At 62.7% G+C, this 17473-nt stretch carries 14 protein-coding genes; 4 read left to right on the top strand and 10 right to left on the bottom strand.

Annotated features, from left to right (window positions below):
* Positions 1-5: 5 nt before the first annotated feature.
* The 10 genes from lysS to CAF76_RS15920 form a co-directional block, all read right to left on the bottom strand.
* Entirely contained in the window at positions 6-1508 is a 1503-nt protein-coding gene (gene lysS / locus CAF76_RS15960) for a lysine--tRNA ligase (RefSeq protein WP_039769614.1), read from the bottom strand.
* 69 nt (positions 1509-1577) lie between these two features.
* Positions 1578-2673, bottom strand: a protein-coding gene (gene prfB / locus CAF76_RS28475) for a peptide chain release factor 2 (RefSeq protein WP_102621447.1) whose coding sequence is annotated in 2 segments (ribosomal slippage) — positions 1578-2600 and positions 2602-2673 — 1095 coding nt in all. Because the reading frame shifts where the segments join, the coding sequence is not laid out codon by codon here.
* A gap of 106 nt (positions 2674-2779) precedes the next feature.
* A complete protein-coding gene (locus tag CAF76_RS15955) occupies positions 2780-3781 on the bottom strand; it encodes a PleD family two-component system response regulator (RefSeq protein WP_085647777.1) in 1002 nt (333 codons plus the stop codon).
* Between the two features lie 48 nt (positions 3782-3829).
* Positions 3830-4840 carry a chemotaxis response regulator protein-glutamate methylesterase gene (locus CAF76_RS15950; RefSeq protein ID WP_085647776.1) on the bottom strand — a complete coding sequence of 337 codons (1011 nt, stop codon included), beginning with the start codon at positions 4838-4840 and terminating at the stop codon, positions 3830-3832.
* Positions 4837-7131, bottom strand: a complete 2295-nt coding sequence (locus tag CAF76_RS15945) for a hybrid sensor histidine kinase/response regulator (protein WP_085647775.1) — start codon at positions 7129-7131, stop codon at positions 4837-4839. Before CAF76_RS15945 ends, CAF76_RS15950 begins: the two co-directional genes overlap by 4 nt.
* On the bottom strand, positions 7128-7811 hold the full coding sequence (locus CAF76_RS15940) for a chemotaxis protein CheW (protein ID WP_007954679.1): 684 nt from the start codon (positions 7809-7811) through the stop codon (positions 7128-7130). The genes CAF76_RS15945 and CAF76_RS15940 overlap by 4 nt, the downstream gene beginning before the upstream one ends.
* The gene (locus CAF76_RS15935; protein WP_085647774.1) at positions 7808-9085 is read right to left on the bottom strand and encodes a protein-glutamate O-methyltransferase CheR; all 1278 of its coding nucleotides are present in this window, start codon (positions 9083-9085) and stop codon (positions 7808-7810) included. Before CAF76_RS15935 ends, CAF76_RS15940 begins: the two co-directional genes overlap by 4 nt.
* Complete coding sequence (locus CAF76_RS15930) at positions 9082-9618, bottom strand: chemotaxis protein CheW (RefSeq protein WP_085647773.1); 537 nt, start codon at positions 9616-9618, stop codon at positions 9082-9084. The genes CAF76_RS15935 and CAF76_RS15930 overlap by 4 nt, the downstream gene beginning before the upstream one ends.
* Entirely contained in the window at positions 9618-11240 is a 1623-nt protein-coding gene (locus CAF76_RS15925; RefSeq protein WP_074691247.1) for a methyl-accepting chemotaxis protein, read from the bottom strand. Before CAF76_RS15925 ends, CAF76_RS15930 begins: the two co-directional genes overlap by 1 nt.
* Before the next feature lie 259 nt (positions 11241-11499).
* On the bottom strand, positions 11500-12222 hold the full coding sequence (locus CAF76_RS15920; RefSeq protein WP_011332638.1) for a tellurite resistance TerB family protein: 723 nt from the start codon (positions 12220-12222) through the stop codon (positions 11500-11502).
* A 176-nt stretch (positions 12223-12398) separates the two neighbouring features.
* On the opposite strand from CAF76_RS15920, the gene CAF76_RS15915 reads away from it, so the two are divergent.
* The 4 genes from CAF76_RS15915 (at position 12399) to CAF76_RS15900 (ending at position 17473) form a co-directional block, all read left to right on the top strand.
* Positions 12399-13313 (top strand): LysR family transcriptional regulator, encoded by a 915-nt coding sequence (locus CAF76_RS15915; RefSeq protein ID WP_007954670.1) that lies wholly within the window; start codon positions 12399-12401, stop codon positions 13311-13313.
* Positions 13314-13412: 99 nt separating this feature from the next.
* On the top strand, positions 13413-14900 hold the full coding sequence (locus CAF76_RS15910; protein WP_064593679.1) for a gamma-aminobutyraldehyde dehydrogenase: 1488 nt from the start codon (positions 13413-13415) through the stop codon (positions 14898-14900).
* A gap of 82 nt (positions 14901-14982) precedes the next feature.
* A complete protein-coding gene (gene ydcS, locus CAF76_RS15905; RefSeq protein ID WP_039769598.1) occupies positions 14983-16134 on the top strand; it encodes a putative ABC transporter substrate-binding protein YdcS in 1152 nt (383 codons plus the stop codon).
* A 301-nt stretch (positions 16135-16435) separates the two neighbouring features.
* Positions 16436-17473, top strand: coding sequence for an ABC transporter ATP-binding protein (locus CAF76_RS15900; RefSeq protein WP_085647772.1), 1038 nt, complete (start codon positions 16436-16438; stop codon positions 17471-17473).

Here is a 17473-nt window from a genome sequence, read left to right as displayed (position 1 = left end):
AACACTTACGCTTGCGGCCGCATGTGCGGGAACAGGATCACGTCGCGGATCGACGGGGAGTTGGTCAGCAGCATCACCAGACGGTCGATGCCGATACCTTCGCCGGCCGTCGGCGGCATGCCGTACTCCAGCGCGCGAACGAAGTCGGCGTCGTAGTGCATGGCTTCGTCGTCGCCGGCGTCCTTGTCGGCCACCTGCGCCATGAAGCGCTCGGCCTGGTCTTCCGCGTCGTTCAACTCGGAGTAGGCGTTGGCGATTTCACGGCCGCCGATGAACAGCTCGAAGCGATCGGTGACGTTCGGGTTGTCATCGTTGCGACGGGCCAGCGGCGACACTTCGAACGGGTACTGGGTAATGAAGTGCGGCTGTTCCAGCTTGTGCTCGACCAGCTCTTCGAAAATCATCACCTGCAGCTTGCCCAGACCTTCGAAGCCCAGCACCTTGGCGCCGGCCTTCTTGGCGATGGCGCGAGCCTTGTCGATGTCGTTCAGGTCATCGGCGGTCAGCTCTGGGTTGTACTTGAGGATCGAGTCGAACACCGACAGGCGCACGAACGGCTCGCCGAAGTGGAACACCTTGTCGCCGTACGGCACGTCGGTGCTGCCCAGAACCAGCTGCGCCAGCTCGCGGAACAGTTCTTCGGTCAGGTCCATGTTGTCTTCGTAGTCGGCGTAAGCCTGGTAGAACTCCAACATGGTGAATTCTGGGTTGTGACGAGTCGAAACGCCTTCGTTACGGAAGTTGCGGTTGATCTCGAACACTTTTTCGAAGCCGCCAACCACCAGACGCTTGAGGTACAGCTCCGGCGCGATACGCAGGAACATTTCCATGTCCAGCGCGTTGTGGTGGGTTTCGAACGGCTTGGCCGCGGCGCCGCCAGGAATGGTCTGCAGCATCGGCGTTTCGACTTCGAGGAAGTCGCGCTTCATCAGGAAGCTGCGGATATGCGCGATCACTTGCGAACGGACGCGGAAGGTCTGACGCACGTCTTCGTTGACGATCAGGTCAACGTAGCGCTGACGGTAGCGCTGTTCGGTGTCGGTCAGGCCGTGGTGCTTGTCCGGCAGCGGGCGCAGGGATTTGGTCAGCAGGCGCACGCTGGTCATTTCGACGTACAGGTCGCCCTTGCCGGAACGGGCCAGGGTGCCTTCGGCGGCGATGATGTCGCCCATGTCCCAGGTTTTCACCGCGGCCAGGGTTTCTTCGGACAGAGTCTTGCGGTTGACGTAGACCTGGATGCGACCGGTCATGTCCTGGATCACCATGAACGAGCCACGGTTGAGCATGATGCGACCTGCAACCTTGACCGGGATCGCAGCCTCTGCCAGCTCTTCCTTGGTCTTGTCCGCGTACTGTTTCTGCAACGCATCGCAGTAGTTGTCGCGGCGGAAGTCGTTCGGGAAGGCATTGCCCTTGGCGCGCTCGGCAGCAAGCTTTTCCTTGCGCAGAGCGATCAGGGAGTTTTCTTCCTGTTGCAGGGCTTGCGGATCGAGTTGTAGGTCGCTCATGTCTTTAAATTTTCCATCACAGGTTCGTTGCCCCCGCCGGCGACGGGGGACTTGAGGTCGGTTGAAAGCTTACAGCCCCGATTTCAGGCTGGCTTCCAGGTATTCGTCGATGTCGCCGTCGAGTACCTTGTCGCAGTCACTGCGTTCGATGTTGGTGCGCAGATCCTTGATCCGCGACGCATCGAGCACGTACGAACGGATCTGGTGACCCCAGCCGATATCCGACTTGGTGTCTTCCAGGGCCTGGGACGCGGCGTTGCGCTTCTGCATTTCCTGCTCGTACAACTTGGCCCGCAGCATTTTCATGGCGGTGTCCTTGTTGGCGTGCTGGGAACGTTCGTTCTGACAGCTCACCACGGTGTTGGTCGGTACGTGGGTGATACGTACGGCCGAGTCGGTGGTGTTTACGTGCTGACCACCGGCACCGGAGGAACGATAGGTGTCGATCCGCAGGTCTGCCGGGTTGATTTCGATTTCCACCTTGTCGTCGATCTCTGGCGAGACGAAAACTGCGGAGAACGAGGTGTGGCGACGGTTGCCGGAGTCGAACGGGCTCTTGCGCACCAGACGGTGCACGCCGATCTCGGTACGCAGCCAGCCAAAGGCGTATTCGCCCTTGATGTGCACGGTCGCACCCTTGATCCCGGCGACTTCACCGGCCGACAGCTCCATGATGGTCGCGTCGAAACCGCGCTTGTCGGCCCAGCGCAGGTACATGCGCAGCAGGATGTTGGCCCAGTCCTGGGCTTCGGTGCCGCCGGAACCGGCCTGGATGTCCAGGTAGGCGTTGTTCGGGTCCATCTCGTGGCTGAACATACGGCGGAATTCGAGCTTGGACAGGGACTCCTCGAGACCTTGAAGGACTTCGACGACGTCGTTGACCGCGCCCTCGTCGTTCTCTTCAACGGCCATGTCCAGCAGCTCGCGGCAATCGGCCAGGCCACCGTTCAGTTCGTCGAGGGTATCGACGATCTGCGCCAGCGCAGCGCGCTCGCGGCCCAGTTCCTGGGCGTATTCAGGTTTGTTCCAGACGGCAGGATCTTCAAGCTCGCGATTGACTTCGATCAGACGCTCATGCTTTTGATCGTAGTCAAAGATACCCCCGAATAGTTTCGGAGCGCTCGGACAGGTCCTTGATGGTGTTCAGGATCGGGTTGATTTCCATGACGGGCAGCACTCGTTGGCGAACTTTTGAAAGCCGGCGAGTATAACGTAATCAAGCTGTCACGGCAGCCCGTCCGGCGGCTCTTGAGGCGAATGAACCCGATGGTTCATTCGATCCCCACCTGATTGCGCCCGTTGTTCTTGGCCAGGTACAGGCCACGATCCGCCGCCGAGATCAGCAACCGGCAGTCGCTGCCCGACTCCGGCACCATGGTCGCCAGACCGATGCTGATGGTCAGGCTCGCCCCTTCGGCCGGGGCATTGTGCGGAATCTTCAGCGCCGCGACCGTCTGGCGCAGCTTCTCCGCCACCAGTCGGGCCCCGCCCGGCGAGGTGTTGGGCAGCACCAGCGCAAATTCTTCGCCGCCATAACGCGCCGGCAGATCGGACGGCCGGGCGCTGGCCTCGCGGATTGCCGTGGCGACCTTGCGCAAGGCCTCGTCGCCTTCGACGTGGCCGAAGGTATCGTTGTAGGACTTGAAGTAATCGACGTCGATCATCAGCAACGACAACTGGCTCTGGTCGCGCAACGAGCGGCGCCATTCCAGCTCCAGGTATTCGTCGAAGTGCCGGCGGTTGGACAGCCCGGTCAGGCCGTCGGAGTTCATCAGCCGCTGCAGGACGAGGTTGGTGTCGAGCAATTGCTGCTGGCTGACCCGCAACGCGCGGTAGGCCGCGTCCCGTTGCAGCAACGTCATGTAGGACCGCGAGTGATAGCGGATCCGCGCCACCAGCTCGATGTTGTCCGGCAGTTTCACCAGGTAATCGTTGGCCCCGGCGGAGAACGCCGCGCTTTTGATCAGCGGGTCTTCCTTGGTCGACAGGACGATGATCGGAATGTCCTTGGTCGCCGGGTGATTGCGGTATTCGCGCACCAGGCTCAGACCGTCGAGGCCCGGCATCACCAGATCCTGCAGGATCACGGTCGGCTTGATCCGCACCGCATGGGCCACGGCAAGATGCGGGTCGGAGCAGAAGTGGAAGTCGATGTTCTCTTCATTCGACAGCCCACGGCGCACGGCCTCGCCGATCATCGCCTGATCGTCCACCAACAACACCATGGCGGCGTTCTCGTCGGTTTTGATGTCATCGATCTGTAAGTCATTCATGGGCGGTCACCTGAGTGCTGCGGGGGCCAGGATTGCCGATGGACGTATTCATTTGGGGAATATCTCCAGCAATCGTGGCGCTATCTTTTCCAGTGGACGGATTTCTACGGCCGCGTCGATGGCCGCTGCGGCCTTGGGCATGCCGTACACCGCACTGCTTTGCTGATCCTGCGCGATGGTCAGGTAACCCTGTTGGCGCATGAGCTTAAGCCCTTGCGCCCCGTCGCGTCCCATCCCTGTCAATAAAACCCCTACTGCGTCACCGTTCCAGTAATTGGCGACGCTTTCGAAAAACACGTCGATCGAGGGGCGGTAGATCTCGTTGACCGGCTCGGCGGTGTAGGCCAGCGTGCCGTTCTTGAGCAAACGAATATGGTGGTTGGTGCCGGCCAGCAGCACCGCGCCGGCCTGCGGCGGTTCGCCTTCGCGGGCCAGACGCACGTCCAGGCCGCTGGCGCTGGCCAGCCATTCGGCCATGCCGGCGGCGAATACCTGATCAACATGCTGCACCAGCACGATGGCCGCCGAAAAGTGGCGCGGCAGGCCCTTGAGCAAGACTTCCAGCGCCGCCGGGCCACCGGCCGAAGAGCCGATTGCCACCAGTCGCTGGCGCGAGGCGGCACTGCGCGGTGTCGCAGGTGCCGGGCGCGAGCGGGCGGTTTTCTCGCCGATCAGCCAGCCGATGTTGAGGATTTTGCGCAGCAGCGGCGCCGCCGCTTCCTGAGGATTGCCACCGCCGATGGCCGGGGTGTCGACCACGTCCAGCGCGCCATGGCCCATGGCCTCGAACACCCGGTGCACGTTCTGTTGGCGGTCCACAGTGACGATGACGATCGCACACGGGCTCTCGGCCATGATCCGCCGGGTGGCCTCGACGCCATCCATCACCGGCATGATCAGGTCCATCAGGATCAGGTCCGGGGTGTTTTCCGCGCACAGACGCACCGCTTCGGCGCCGTTGTTGGCGACCCACAGCACCTGATGCGCCGGCTCGAAGGCCAGCGCGCGACGCAGGGCCTCCACCGCCAGAGGCATGTCGTTGACGATTGCGATCTTCATGCCCGCGCTCCTCCGATGAGCTCAACCACTGCGTCGAGCAGGGCGTCGTCATGAAAACTGGCCTTGGCCAGATAATAGTCGGCCCCGGCGTCCAGTCCACGGCGGCGGTCTTCCTCGCGATCCTTGTAGGACACCACCATCACCGGCAGCGATTGCAGACGGTTGTCGCGGCGCAGCAGCGAGACCAGCTCGATGCCGTCCATACGCGGCATGTCGATGTCGGTGATCAGCAGATCGAAATCCTCGGAGCGCAGGGCGTTCCAGCCGTCCATGCCGTCCACCGCAACAGCGACGTCGTAGCCGCGATTGAGCAGCAGCTTGCGTTGCAGTTCGCGCACGGTCAGCGAGTCGTCGACCACAAGAATCCGCTTGCGCGCGGCTTCTGCCGCCTGATGGCCGTGGCGGGCAATGCGCTCCAGACGCCCGGTGTTGAGCAGTTTGTCCACCGACCGCAGCATGTCTTCGACGTCGACGATCAGCACCACCGAGCCATCGTCGAGCAAGGCCCCGGCGGAAATGTCCTGCACCTTGCCCAGCCGCTCGTCCAGCGGCAGCACCACCAGCGTGCGCTCGCCAATGAAGCGCTCGACCGCCACGCCGTAGATCGCATCGCGCTCGCGGATGACCACGACTTTCAGCGTATCGCCGCTGTTCTGACTGGCCGGACGTTGCAATAACTGACTGGCCGCGACGAGCCCGACATGTCGGCCCTCGTGCCAGAAATGCTGGCGCCCTTCGACCTGCACGATGTCCTCCGGCGCCAGGTCGCACATGCGCTCGATGTGCGCCAGCGGGAAAGCGTAGGCCTCGTCGCCGACTTCCACCACCAGGCTGCGCACCACCGACAGGGTCAGCGGCACCTCCAGATGGAAACGGCTGCCCTCGCCCGCCGTCTGCTCCAGCACCACCGCGCCGCGCAACTGGCGGACCATGTGCTGCACGGCATCGAGGCCGACGCCACGACCGGAGACTTCGGTGACCTTGTCGCGCAGGCTGAAACCCGGCAGAAACAGGAAGGTCAGCAGTTCTTCTTCGCTCAACTGGGCGGCGGTTTCCGCGGGCGACAACTGGCGTTCGACGATGCTGCGCCGGACCTTTTCCAGATCCACGCCGTTGCCGTCATCGCTCAGTTCCAGTACCAGCAAACCGGCCTGATGCGAGGCGCGCAGACGGATCAGGCCTTCCTCCGACTTGCCCTTGAGCAGGCGTTCCTGTGGGGTTTCGATGCCGTGATCGACCGCATTGCGCAGCAGGTGCGTCAGCGGAGCTTCGAGTTTTTCCAGCACATCGCGGTCGACCTGGGTCTTCTCGCCCTCGATCTCCAGCCGCACCTGTTTGCCGAGGCTGCGACCAAGGTCGCGGACCATCCGCACCTGCCCGGACAGCACATCGGCGAACGGCCGCATGCGGCAGGCCAGTGCGGTGTCGTAAAGCACTTGCGCGCGCTGGCTGGCCTGCCAGGCAAACTCGTCGAGTTCGGCGTTTTTTTCTGCCAGCAGTTGCTGGGATTCGGCGAGCAAACGCCGCGCATCCTCCAGCGCTTCCTGAGCTTCAAGGCTCAGGGCATGTTCCTTGAGGTGCACATTGAGACTCTCCAGTGCCCGCAGACCATTGCTCTGCATGCGCTTGAGGCGCTGCATCGTGGCCAGGTGCGGCTTGAGGCGCTGGGTTTCCACCAGGGATTTGCTCGACAGGTCGAGCAGGCTGTTCAGACGTTCGGCGGTGACCCGCAGCACCCGCTCGCCACCTTCGGTGGCGCGTTTGCTCTTGCGCGGCGCGGGTTCCGGTTCGGCAACCTCGACCGGGATTTCAACCGGCGCAGGCTCCGCCACCGACGGTGGCTGAAGCTGCAACTCGGCCATCAGCGGCGCACTCGCAGCGGCGGGCACTAGTGGCGGCGTCGTCGGATCGAGCAATCCGCCCATCAACGCCACATAAGCCTCGATGTCCGCCGGTTGGGGGGCGCTGGCCGGGGTGGCAATGCGCATCAGCAAGTCGGTGCCCTGCAACAGCGCGTCGATATGTTCCGGACGCAGGAACAACCGTCCTTCCTGCGCACTGACCAGACAATCTTCCATCACGTGGGCGACGCTGACGCCGCTGTCGATGCCGACGATCCGCGCCGCGCCTTTCAAGGAGTGCGCCGCACGCATGCACGACTCGAGCTGATCGGCCTGGGTCGGGTTGCGCTCCAACGCCAGCAGCCCGGCGCTGAGCACCTGGGTCTGGGCTTCGGCTTCGAGGCTGAACAGCTCGAGCAAGGAGGCGTCGCGCATTTGCTCGGGGGTCATGTGAGGCTCCGGGACACGGCGGACAGCAACTGTTCTTCATCCAGCCAACGCAGGCTGCGACCTTTGAAAGGCAACACGCCTCGGGTGTATTTGGCGCTGGCTTGCGCACCGGAGCGTGAGGCGGCATCGAGGATTCGCTCGTCGATGGCGTGAATCCCGTCGACTTCGTCCACCGGCACCACCACCGGCCCGCCCTGGGCCGAGATGATCAGCATGCGCGGCATGATCCGCGCGCCGGTCGCCGGGGCCGCGTTGCTGTCGAGGTCGAGCAGTTCAACCAGCGACAGGCACGCCACCAGCGCACCGCGCACGTTCGCCACGCCAAGCAAGGCCCGGGAGCGCTGGTGCGGCAGCGAGTGAATCGCCTGCAATGGCGCGACCTCCACCAGACTGCGCGTTGCCAGGCCGAGCCATTCTTCGCCGAGGCGGAACATCAGCAACGACCGGGTCTTCAGCTCGGTTTCGACCTGGGTTGCCACCGGATCGCGCTCGTCCTGCTGCAACGCATAGCGGTCGAGCAGGCGTGTGGCGGCGGCGGAATACACCGAGCAATTGCGGCAATGGATGTGCTCGTCCAGCAGCGGGCAGGACTTGTCGCCATGGATGCCGATGCGGTTCCAGCAATCGTCGATGGCCCGGGCGTCTTCGTGGGTGACGTTCAAGGTGTCGGACGGGATCATCGTTTACGCTCACTGTCGGCGGTGCGGTCGCTGCGGGCGGCGCGCTCCTGCAATCGTCTGGCGCCGGCCGTGTCGCCCTGGGCCTGCAACAGCGCGGCCAGGTGCATCAAGGCTTCGGGGTGTTGCGGCTCGAGGTACAACGCTTTGCGGTAAAAGCCCTGGGCTTCGAAGGCGCTGCCGGCGACATCGCTGAGCAGGCCGAGCCAGTAAAACACCTGGGCCACCGGCTCATGGCTGCGCAAATACTGCTCGCACGCGGCCCGGGCTTCGGCGCTTTTGCCTTCGTTGGCCAGGGCGGCGATGTTGGCCAGCAAGGTCGCCGCTTCGGGGTTGGTGCTTTTAGCCGTCGCCGGCAAAGGCGTCACGCCAGCAAACGGACGGTTGCGCACCGGCGGCGGTGGCGTGCTGCGCAGCGGTTGGCGCGCAGGCAACGGCAGCGCAATCGCGGTCGGCATCGGTAACGGTTCGGGTTGTGGGTCGCTGTGACGGCTGAAGGCAAAGGACTGTGGAATCCCGATCGAACGCATGCCCAACCGCCCAAGCAGACTGCCCTCGGCCGGGCCGATAAACAGCACGCCATCGACATGGGTCAGGCGCTTGAGCACGGCGAACACCTGCTGCTGGGTCGGCTGATCGAAATAGATCAGCAGGTTGCGGCAGAACACGAAATCGAACGGCGGCTCGTTGACCAGCAATGACGGATCGAGCACGTTGCCGACCTGCAGGCGCACCTGCTCGCGGACGATTTCATTCACCCGAAAGCCCTCGTTCTCGGCGAAAAAATGCCGCTCGCGAAAGTCCAGTTCCTGGCCGCGAAACGAGTTCTTGCCGTACAGCGCCCGCCGCGCCTTGTCCACTGACAAGGGGCTGACGTCCATGCCATCGACCTTGAACTGATGGGGCTTGAGGCCGGCATCGAGCAACGCCATGGCAATCGAATAGGGTTCTTCGCCCGTGGAACACGGCAGGCTGAGGATGCGCAGCGCGCGCATATTGTTCAATTCGCCCAGGCGTTTGCGCGCCAGTTTGCCCAGAGTGGCGAAGGATTCCGGGTAACGGAAAAACCAGGTCTCGGGGACGATCACCGCTTCGATCAGCGCCTGCTGTTCATCCCGCGAGCCTTGCAGGGTCTGCCAGTACTCATCGGCATTCACCGTTTGCGACAGGGTGATGCGCTGGCGCACGGCCCGTTCGATGATCGCCGGCCCGACCGAAGCGACGTCGAGGCCGATGCGTTCCTTGAGGAAATCGAAGAAGCGCTGGTCGCTGCTCATGGCTGCTCCTCAAGCCGCGCCGGATCCAGCGGCGGTGTCGGGAACAGCAACGTGCGCACCGACTCGTCCAGCAAGTCGTTGACCCGCACCCACTGCACCAGCCCCTGCGCATCCTCACGCACCGGGCCCAGGTACGGCGCCTGACGATTGTCGAGGCCGTACGGCTGGAAATCAGCCGGGTTGCAGCGCAGGGTATCGGTGGCCTGTTCGAGGATCAGGCCCAGCCATTGCGAGGGTTGCGAGTCATCCACGCGGTAATGCACCAGCACCAGTCGCGTGCTGGTACGCGCTTGCGCAGGATGGCCGAAGGTCAGGGCACTGAGGTCGATCACCGGCACCACTGTGCCACGGTAGGCGAACACCCCCGCCACCCAGTGCGGCGCCCGGGCAATCGGCTTCAACGGCAGGCGCGGCAGCACTTCGGCCACTTCCATGGCACGCAAGGCGTAGCGTTCGCTGCCGATGCGAAACAGCAGGAACAACGCCTGCTTCGCCACCGGCGCAGCGCTGCGTTTGGCGGTGATTTCGCTCATCAGACTTTGAATCGCGAAACGCCGCTGCGCAGGCCCACGGCCACCTGGCTCAGTTCGTCGATGGCGAAACTGGCCTGACGCAACGATTCGACGGTCTGGCTGCTGGCATCACCCAGCTGCACCAGCGCGTGGTTGATCTGCTCGGCGCCGGTGGCCTGGGCCTGCATGCCTTCGTTGACCATCAACACCCGCGGCGCCAGCGCCTGCACCTGATGGATGATCTGCGACAGTTGCTCGCCCACTTGCTGCACCTCAGCCATGCCGCGACGCACTTCCTCGGAGAACTTGTCCATGCCCATCACCCCGGCGGACACCGCCGACTGGATCTCGCGGACCATCTGTTCGATGTCATAGGTGGCGACAGCAGTCTGATCCGCCAGACGCCGCACTTCAGTGGCGACCACGGCGAAACCGCGACCGTATTCACCGGCCTTCTCCGCTTCGATCGCGGCGTTCAGGGACAGCAGGTTGGTCTGGTCGGCGACCTTGACGATGGTCACCACCACCTGATTGATGTTGCCGGCCTTCTCGTTGAGGATCGCCAGTTTGGCGTTCACCAGATCCGCCGCGCCCATCACCGAGTGCATGGTGTCTTCCATCCGCGCCAGGCCTTGTTGCCCGGAACCGGCCAGCACCGAGGCCTGATCGGCGGCGGTGGAGACTTCAGTCATGGTGCGTACAAGGTCGCGAGAGGTTGCCGCGATTTCGCGGGATGTCGCGCCAATTTCAGTGGTGGTCGCAGCGGTTTCGGTGGCGGTCGCCTGTTGCTGCTTGGAGGTGGCGGCGATCTCGGTCACCGAGGTGGTGACCTGTACCGACGAGCGCTGGGCCTGGGACACCAGCGAGGTGAGCTCGGTCATCATGTCGTTGAAGCCGGTTTCCACGGCACCGAACTCGTCCTTGCGGTCGAGGTTCAAGCGGCTGCTCAGATCGCCGGTGCGCATGATGTCGAGGATCTGCACGATGCGGTTCATCGGCGCCATGATCGCGCGCATCAGCAGCAGACCGCAGAAACCGGCGGCCAGCACGGCCACCAGCAGTGAGACGAACATGCTGACCTTGGCCGCCGCCACGGCCTCATCAATGTTGGCCATGGCCTTGTCGGCGACTTTCTTGTTCTCGCCAATGATGTCGTTGAGCTTCATCCGGCCCGAGTACCAGGTCGGAGTCAATTGCTCGTGGAACAGCTTGACCGCATCGGCTTCCAGATTGCGCTTGTGCAAGTCGAGCACCGCATCCTGAATTTTCAGGTAGGCATCGTGATACTTCTCGAACGCCGCGAATTCGAGCTTGTCCTCGTCCGTCACCACCGTGCCACGATAATTGGCCATCTGTTCCTGAAGCCGGGATTCGAAAGCCTTGTAATCGGCCGCATCTTCACTGCTGATGCCCTGCCCTTCCTTGAGCCCCAGCAGTTCCTGTGTTTGCAGATAACTGTCGACCCAGGCGCCACGAATCATCGAGCTGTAATAGACGCCGGGAATCGCGTCGTCACGGACGCTGTTTTCACTGGCTTCGATCTTCAGCAGCCGCGAATACGAGACGACCACCATCAACAGCATGATGGCGATAATCACCGCAAAGCTCGCCAAAATGCGTTGGCGCAACGTCCAGTTCTTCACAGTCAGTCCTCGGGGCGGGTCGAAATGCGGGGGAGTATAGCTGAGGGCGGTGTTTCATTTATAAGACGGTTTGCCGCGCCCAGGCCTTCCGGTCATAAAACACGACGGGCTCTGGATTGGGACTTTCAAGGAATCGGAGGGTGGCGTACCAGTGACGCAATGGCAAAAAGGGGCGATGGATTGGTCATTTCAGCTGCTGCAACGAAAGAACCCGCCATCCTGTGCGGGATTGCGGGTTCTGATATCGCTGACAACAGTTTTACTGGGTAGCTACACGAACCTGCTTCTCAAGCTCCACCTTCAACCCCGGCTCCAGCTTCAGTTGCCGCGCCAGTTCATCCAGATAGCTCTTCTCCATGAAGTTCTCCTCATCCACTAGCATCACGCTCGCCACGTACATCTCGGCGGCCATCTCCGGCGTGCTTGCCGCGCGGGCGACGTCGGTGGGGTCGAGGGGTTTGTTGAGTTCGGCGTGGAGCCAGTGTTTGAGTTCCTGATCGTTGTCGAGTTTGGTGAATTCACCTTCGATCAGTTGGCGTTCGCGGTCGTCGATGTGGCCGTCGGCCTTGGCGGCGGCGACCAAGGCTTTGAGGATGGCCTGGCTGTGTTGTTCGACTTGCGCCGGTGGCAGGCGATCGAGGGTTTGCGGTTCGCTTTGTGGGGCGGTGCCTTTTTGGGCGTTCCAGTTGCCGTAGGCTTTGTAGGCGATCACGCCCAGGGCGGCGAGGCCGCCGTAGAGGGCGACTTTGCCGCCAACCTTGCGGGCCTTTTTGCTGCCCAGCAGCAGGCCCATGGCGCCGGCCGCCAGGGCACCGCCGCCTGCGCCTGACAGCAAGCCGCCGAGTGCGCCGTTACTGGAAGATCCGCCCAGCAAGCCGCCCAAACCACCGGCAGCCGGTTTGTTCTGCGCCCCGCCCGCCTTGTTCTGCAACAGATCCTGGCCGGACTTGAGGAGTTGATCGAGCAATCCACGGGTGTTCATGTTCCGTCTCCAAACAGGGGTTATCCGGATCAATAAGGCCCTCAGCCTAGTTCGAAAGTGCCCGTCACCTGGTTGCGAGTGTGCTTCCAGATGTTGCCTGGCCCACGGCAGCCCTTCGCGAAAATAGATATACACTCGAGGCAATCTATAAAAACCGCCCACCGGGTAAACCTTCCATGATGACCTTGCGTCAGATCCGCCATTTCATCGCCGTGGCCGAGACCGGCTCGATCTCCGCCGCTGCGCAAACCGCGTTCATTTCCCAATCGACCCTGACCCTGGCCATCCAGCAACTGGAGGAAGAAATCGGCGTCAGCCTGTTCAATCGCCACGCCAAGGGCATGACGCTGACCCATCAGGGCCACCAGTTCCTGCGCCAGGCGCACCTGATTCTGGCCACCGTGGACAATGCCAAACGCAGCCTGCAACAAAGCACCGATCAGGTCGCCGGGCAGTTGATCGTCGGGGTGACCAGTCTGGTGGCCGGTTATTACCTGGCGGATTTGCTCACCCGTTTCCAGCGCGCCTACCCCAATGTCGAGATCCGGGTGATGGAGGACGAGCGGCCGTACATCGAGCATTTGCTGGTCAGCGGCGAGATCGATGTCGGTGTGCTGATCCTCTCCAACCTCGAAGACCGCCATGCCTTGCAGACCGAAGTGCTGACCCACTCGCCGCACCGTTTGTGGCTGCCGGCCCAGCACCCGCTGCTGGAACACGACAGCATCAACCTTGCCGATGTCGCCCGGGAGCCGTTGATTCAACTGAACGTCGATGAAATGGATCGCAACGCCCAACGTCTGTGGCGTGGCGCCGGACTGCAACCAAAAATCACCCTCAGAACCGCGTCCACCGAAGCAGTGCGAAGCCTGGTAGCGGCGGGCCTCGGTGTTTCGATCCAGCCGGACATGACGTATCGCCCATGGTCGCTCGAAGGCGACATCATCGAAGCGCGGCCGATTGCCGATCTCAACCAGACCCTTGACGTCGGTCTGGCCTGGCGTCGTGGCACCGCCCGCCCCGCGCTGGTCGATCCTTTCCTGACCGTTGCCCGCGAACAGCCCCACGGCGGACGCAAGCCATCTATTTAATCGAATGCCACCTTCAGTATTTAGAATTTGTCGACCCCGGAGCCGCGCACTAGTCTTGCTGCATCGATAAGACGGTCGGCTCCCGGAACAGGGAGCAACATGGCCATACAAGAAAAGAGATCACGGAAAATGGCTGGCGCGCAGACCCACATGCACACCGCGTTGCTGATCGACGGCGAACTGGTCGCCGGCCAGGGTTTTGTCGAACCGATCCTCAACCCGGCCACCGGCGAAGTCCTGACCCAGATCGCCGAGGCCAGCACCGAGCAAGTCGAAGCCGCCATCCTCGCCGCCCACCGCGCCTTTGCCGAGTGGTCGCGCACCACCCCGCAACAACGCTCGAACCTGCTGCTGGAAATCGCCAACGCCGTCGAAAAGCACGCCGATCACCTCGCCCGCCTCGAAGCCTTGAACTGCGGCAAGCCTTTGCATCTGGCGCGGCAAGACGACTTGACCGCCACCGTCGATGTATTCCGCTTCTTCGCCGGCGCCGTGCGCTGCCAGACCGGCCAGCTCAGCGGCGAATACGTGCCCGGCTACACCAGCATGGTGCGCCGCGATCCGATTGGCGTCGTCGCCTCGATTGCGCCGTGGAACTACCCGATCATGATGGCCGCGTGGAAGATCGCCCCGGCTCTCGCCGCCGGCAATACGCTGGTGTTCAAGCCATCCGAGCACACGCCGCTGTCGATTCTGGCATTGGCCCCGGCACTGGCCGAGATCCTGCCGCGCGGGGTAATCAACATCGTCTGCGGTGGCGGCGAAGGCGTCGGCAGTCACTTGGTCGGCCACCCGAAAGTGCGGATGGTGTCGCTGACCGGCGATATCGTCACCGGCCAGAAAATCCTCCAGGCCGCTGCCAAAACCCTGAAACGCACGCACCTCGAACTCGGTGGCAAGGCGCCGGTGATCGTTTGTAACGATGCGGATCTGAAAGCGGTGGTCGAAGGCGTGCGCACTTATGGCTATTACAACGCCGGGCAGGATTGCACCGCCGCGTGCCGGATCTACGCCCAGGCCGGAATTCACGACAAGTTGGTGGCCGAACTCGGCGCGGCGGTCAGCAGCCTGCGCTTCGCTGGCAAACGCGATGCCGACAACGAAATCGGCCCGCTGATCAGCACCCGTCAGCGCGACCGCGTGGCCAGTTTTGTCGAGCGCGCCCTCGGCCAGCCGCACATCGAACGGGTGACCGGCGCAGCGGTGCATTCCGGCGCCGGGTTCTTCTATCAACCAACCCTGCTGGCCGGTTGCAAACAGAGCGATGAAATCGTCCAGCGCGAAGTGTTCGGCCCGGTGGTGACCGTGACCCGCTTCGACGAACTCGCGCAAGCGGTGGACTGGGCCAACGACTCGGAATACGGCCTCGCCTCATCGGTGTGGACCCAGAACCTGGACAAGGCGATGCAGGTCGCCGCACGCCTGCAATACGGCTGCACCTGGATCAACAGCCATTTCATGCTGGTCAGCGAAATGCCCCACGGCGGGTTGAAACGCTCCGGTTACGGCAAAGACTTATCCAGCGATTCGCTACAGGATTACAGCGTGGTGCGGCACATCATGGCCCGCCACGGCCAGCATCTCTGACTACGCTAATAACAAGCCGACCACGGCATGCTTCACCGCGTTCACAACTGCCCCGACCATAATTTGAAGAAGAGGGTTCACCATGTTCGTGCACAAGACCGCACTGCTCAGTGCAATCACCATGGCCCTGCTGGCCAGCGCCAGCCTGCAGGCCGCCGAGCCGCTGAAAGCCGTCGGCGCCGGCGAAGGGCAGCTGGATATCGTCGCCTGGCCCGGCTACATCGAACGCGGTGAAAGCGACAAGGCCTACGACTGGGTGACCGGTTTCGAGAAGGAAACCGGCTGCAAGGTCAATGTGAAAACCGCCGCCACCTCTGACGAAATGGTCAGCCTGATGGCCAAGGGCGGTTACGACCTGGTGACCGCGTCGGGCGATGCCTCGTTGCGCTTGATCGTCGGCAAGCGTGTGCAGCCGATCAACACCGCGTTGATCCCGAACTGGAAATCCCTCGACCCGCGCCTGAAAGACGCGCCATGGTACGTGGTCAACAGCCAGACCTACGGCACCCCGTACCAGTGGGGCCCGAACGTGCTGATGTACAACACCAACGTGTTCAAGACCGCGCCGACCAGCTGGAACGTGGTGTTCGACGCGCAGAATCTGCCTGACGGCAAGCCGAACAAGGGCCGCGTGCAAGCCTACGACGGCCCGATCTACATCGCCGATGCGGCGCTGTACCTGAAATCCACCAAGCCTGAGCTGGGGATCAAGGATCCGTACCAGCTCACCGAAGATCAGTACAAGGCTGTGCTGGAACTGTTGCGCGCCCAGCAGAAGCTGATCCACCGCTACTGGCATGACACCACGGTGCAGATGAGCGACTTCAAGAACGAAGGCGTGGTTGCGTCGAGCGCCTGGCCGTATCAGGTCAACGGCCTGATCAACGAGAAACAGCCGATCGCTTCGACCGTGCCGAAAGAAGGCGCCACCGGCTGGGCCGACACCACCATGCTACACGCCGAAGCCAAGCACCCGAACTGCGCCTACAAATGGATGGACTGGTCGCTGCAGCCGAAAGTCCAGGGTGATGTGGCGGCGTGGTTTGGTTCGTTGCCGGCGGTTCCGGCGGCTTGCCAGGGCAGTGAATTGCTCGGCGCCGAGGGGTGCAAGACCAACGGGTTTGATCAGTTCGACAAGATCGCTTTCTGGAAAACACCGCAGGCTGAGGGTGGGAAGTTTGTGCCGTATAGCCGGTGGACGCAGGACTACATTGCGATTATGGGCGGTAGGTAAAACCTGGAACAACGCGGTCTGCTCCCTTTCCCCCTCGCCCCCCTGGGGGAGAGGGCTGGGCGGGCGGCGTGCCGATGAGGGGGTGGCTTTTGATCTTGCTTTTAATTTCAGGGCAATGGCCGAAACCGCTGCCCTCACCCCCCGCCCTCTCCCGGAGGGAGAGGGAGCTAAAAGCAGATCGCGGCGTATCGACCAGATGAGTTAGCCAAAAACCATCGCATACACCGCCAAACGATCCAGTTTTGTCAGAAGTCCAGGCAGGGCCGCTGCGACGGCCTTCGTCTTTTCGGAGCACCGCACCATGACGCTTGCAGTCCAGTTCACCAACGTTTCCCGGCAGTTCGGCGAGGTGAAGGCCGTTGACCGGGTGTCCATCGATATCCAGGACGGCGAGTTCTTTTCCATGCTCGGCCCCTCAGGTTCCGGCAAGACCACGTGCCTGCGCCTGATCGCCGGGTTCGAACAACCGAGCGCTGGCTCGATCCGCATTCACGGCGCCGAAGCCGCCGGTCTGCCGCCCTATCAGCGCGACGTCAACACGGTGTTTCAGGATTACGCGCTGTTCCCGCACATGAACGTGCTGGACAACGTCGCCTACGGATTGAAAGTCAAAGGCGTGAGCAAGACCGAACGCCACAAGCGCGCCGAAGAAGCGTTGGACATGGTCGCCCTCGGCGGCTACGGCGCGCGTAAACCGGTGCAGTTGTCCGGCGGTCAGCGCCAGCGTGTCGCCCTCGCCCGCGCGCTGGTCAATCGCCCGCGCGTGCTGTTGCTCGACGAGCCGTTGGGCGCTCTCGACCTGAAGCTGCGCGAACAGATGCAGAGCGAACTGAAGAAGCTGCAACGCCAGCTCGGCATCACCTTCATCTTCGTCACTCACGACCAGACCGAAGCGCTGTCGATGTCCGACCGCGTGGCCGTGTTCAACAAGGGTCGCATCGAGCAGGTCGACACCCCGCGTAATCTGTACATGAAACCGACCACGACGTTCGTCGCCGAATTCGTCGGCACTTCGAACGTGATTCGTGGCGATCTGGCGCGCCAGCTCAGCGGCCATCCGCAGCCGTTTTCGATCCGCCCGGAACACGTGCGCTTCGCAGAAGGCCCCTTGGCCAGCCACGAGATTGAGGTCAGCGGCCTGCTGCATGACATCCAGTATCAGGGCAGCGCCACGCGCTATGAACTGACCCTGGAAAACGGCCAGACCCTGAGCATCAGCCAGGCCAACAATCAGTGGATCGACAGCAGCGCGCAACACCAGACCGGTCAGCGCATCAGCGCACGCTGGGCGCGGGAAGCGATGATTGCGCTGCACGACACCGTTGCGAGCGGGGTGTGA

It is taken from the genome of Pseudomonas sp. B40(2017) (genome assembly GCF_002112855.1).
In the GTDB taxonomy this organism is placed as follows: domain Bacteria; phylum Pseudomonadota; class Gammaproteobacteria; order Pseudomonadales; family Pseudomonadaceae; genus Aquipseudomonas; species Aquipseudomonas pharyngis.
This window is presented reverse-complemented; position numbering and strand designations above follow the sequence as displayed.

Coding starts and splice junctions, on each gene's coding strand:
- lysS (WP_039769614.1), bottom strand. CDS start 1,508: ATGAGCGACCTACAACTCGATCCGCAAGCCCTGCAACAGGAAGAAAAC.
- CAF76_RS15955 (WP_085647777.1), bottom strand. CDS start 3,781: ATGAATGACTTACAGATCGATGACATCAAAACCGACGAGAACGCCGCC.
- CAF76_RS15950 (WP_085647776.1), bottom strand. CDS start 4,840: ATGAAGATCGCAATCGTCAACGACATGCCTCTGGCGGTGGAGGCCCTG.
- CAF76_RS15945 (WP_085647775.1), bottom strand. CDS start 7,131: ATGACCCCCGAGCAAATGCGCGACGCCTCCTTGCTCGAGCTGTTCAGC.
- CAF76_RS15940 (WP_007954679.1), bottom strand. CDS start 7,811: ATGATCCCGTCCGACACCTTGAACGTCACCCACGAAGACGCCCGGGCC.
- CAF76_RS15935 (WP_085647774.1), bottom strand. CDS start 9,085: ATGAGCAGCGACCAGCGCTTCTTCGATTTCCTCAAGGAACGCATCGGC.
- CAF76_RS15930 (WP_085647773.1), bottom strand. CDS start 9,618: ATGAGCGAAATCACCGCCAAACGCAGCGCTGCGCCGGTGGCGAAGCAG.
- CAF76_RS15920 (WP_011332638.1), bottom strand. CDS start 12,222: ATGAACACCCGTGGATTGCTCGATCAACTCCTCAAGTCCGGCCAGGAT.
- CAF76_RS15915 (WP_007954670.1), top strand. CDS start 12,399: ATGATGACCTTGCGTCAGATCCGCCATTTCATCGCCGTGGCCGAGACC.
- CAF76_RS15910 (WP_064593679.1), top strand. CDS start 13,413: ATGGCCATACAAGAAAAGAGATCACGGAAAATGGCTGGCGCGCAGACC.
- ydcS (WP_039769598.1), top strand. CDS start 14,983: ATGTTCGTGCACAAGACCGCACTGCTCAGTGCAATCACCATGGCCCTG.
- CAF76_RS15900 (WP_085647772.1), top strand. CDS start 16,436: ATGACGCTTGCAGTCCAGTTCACCAACGTTTCCCGGCAGTTCGGCGAG.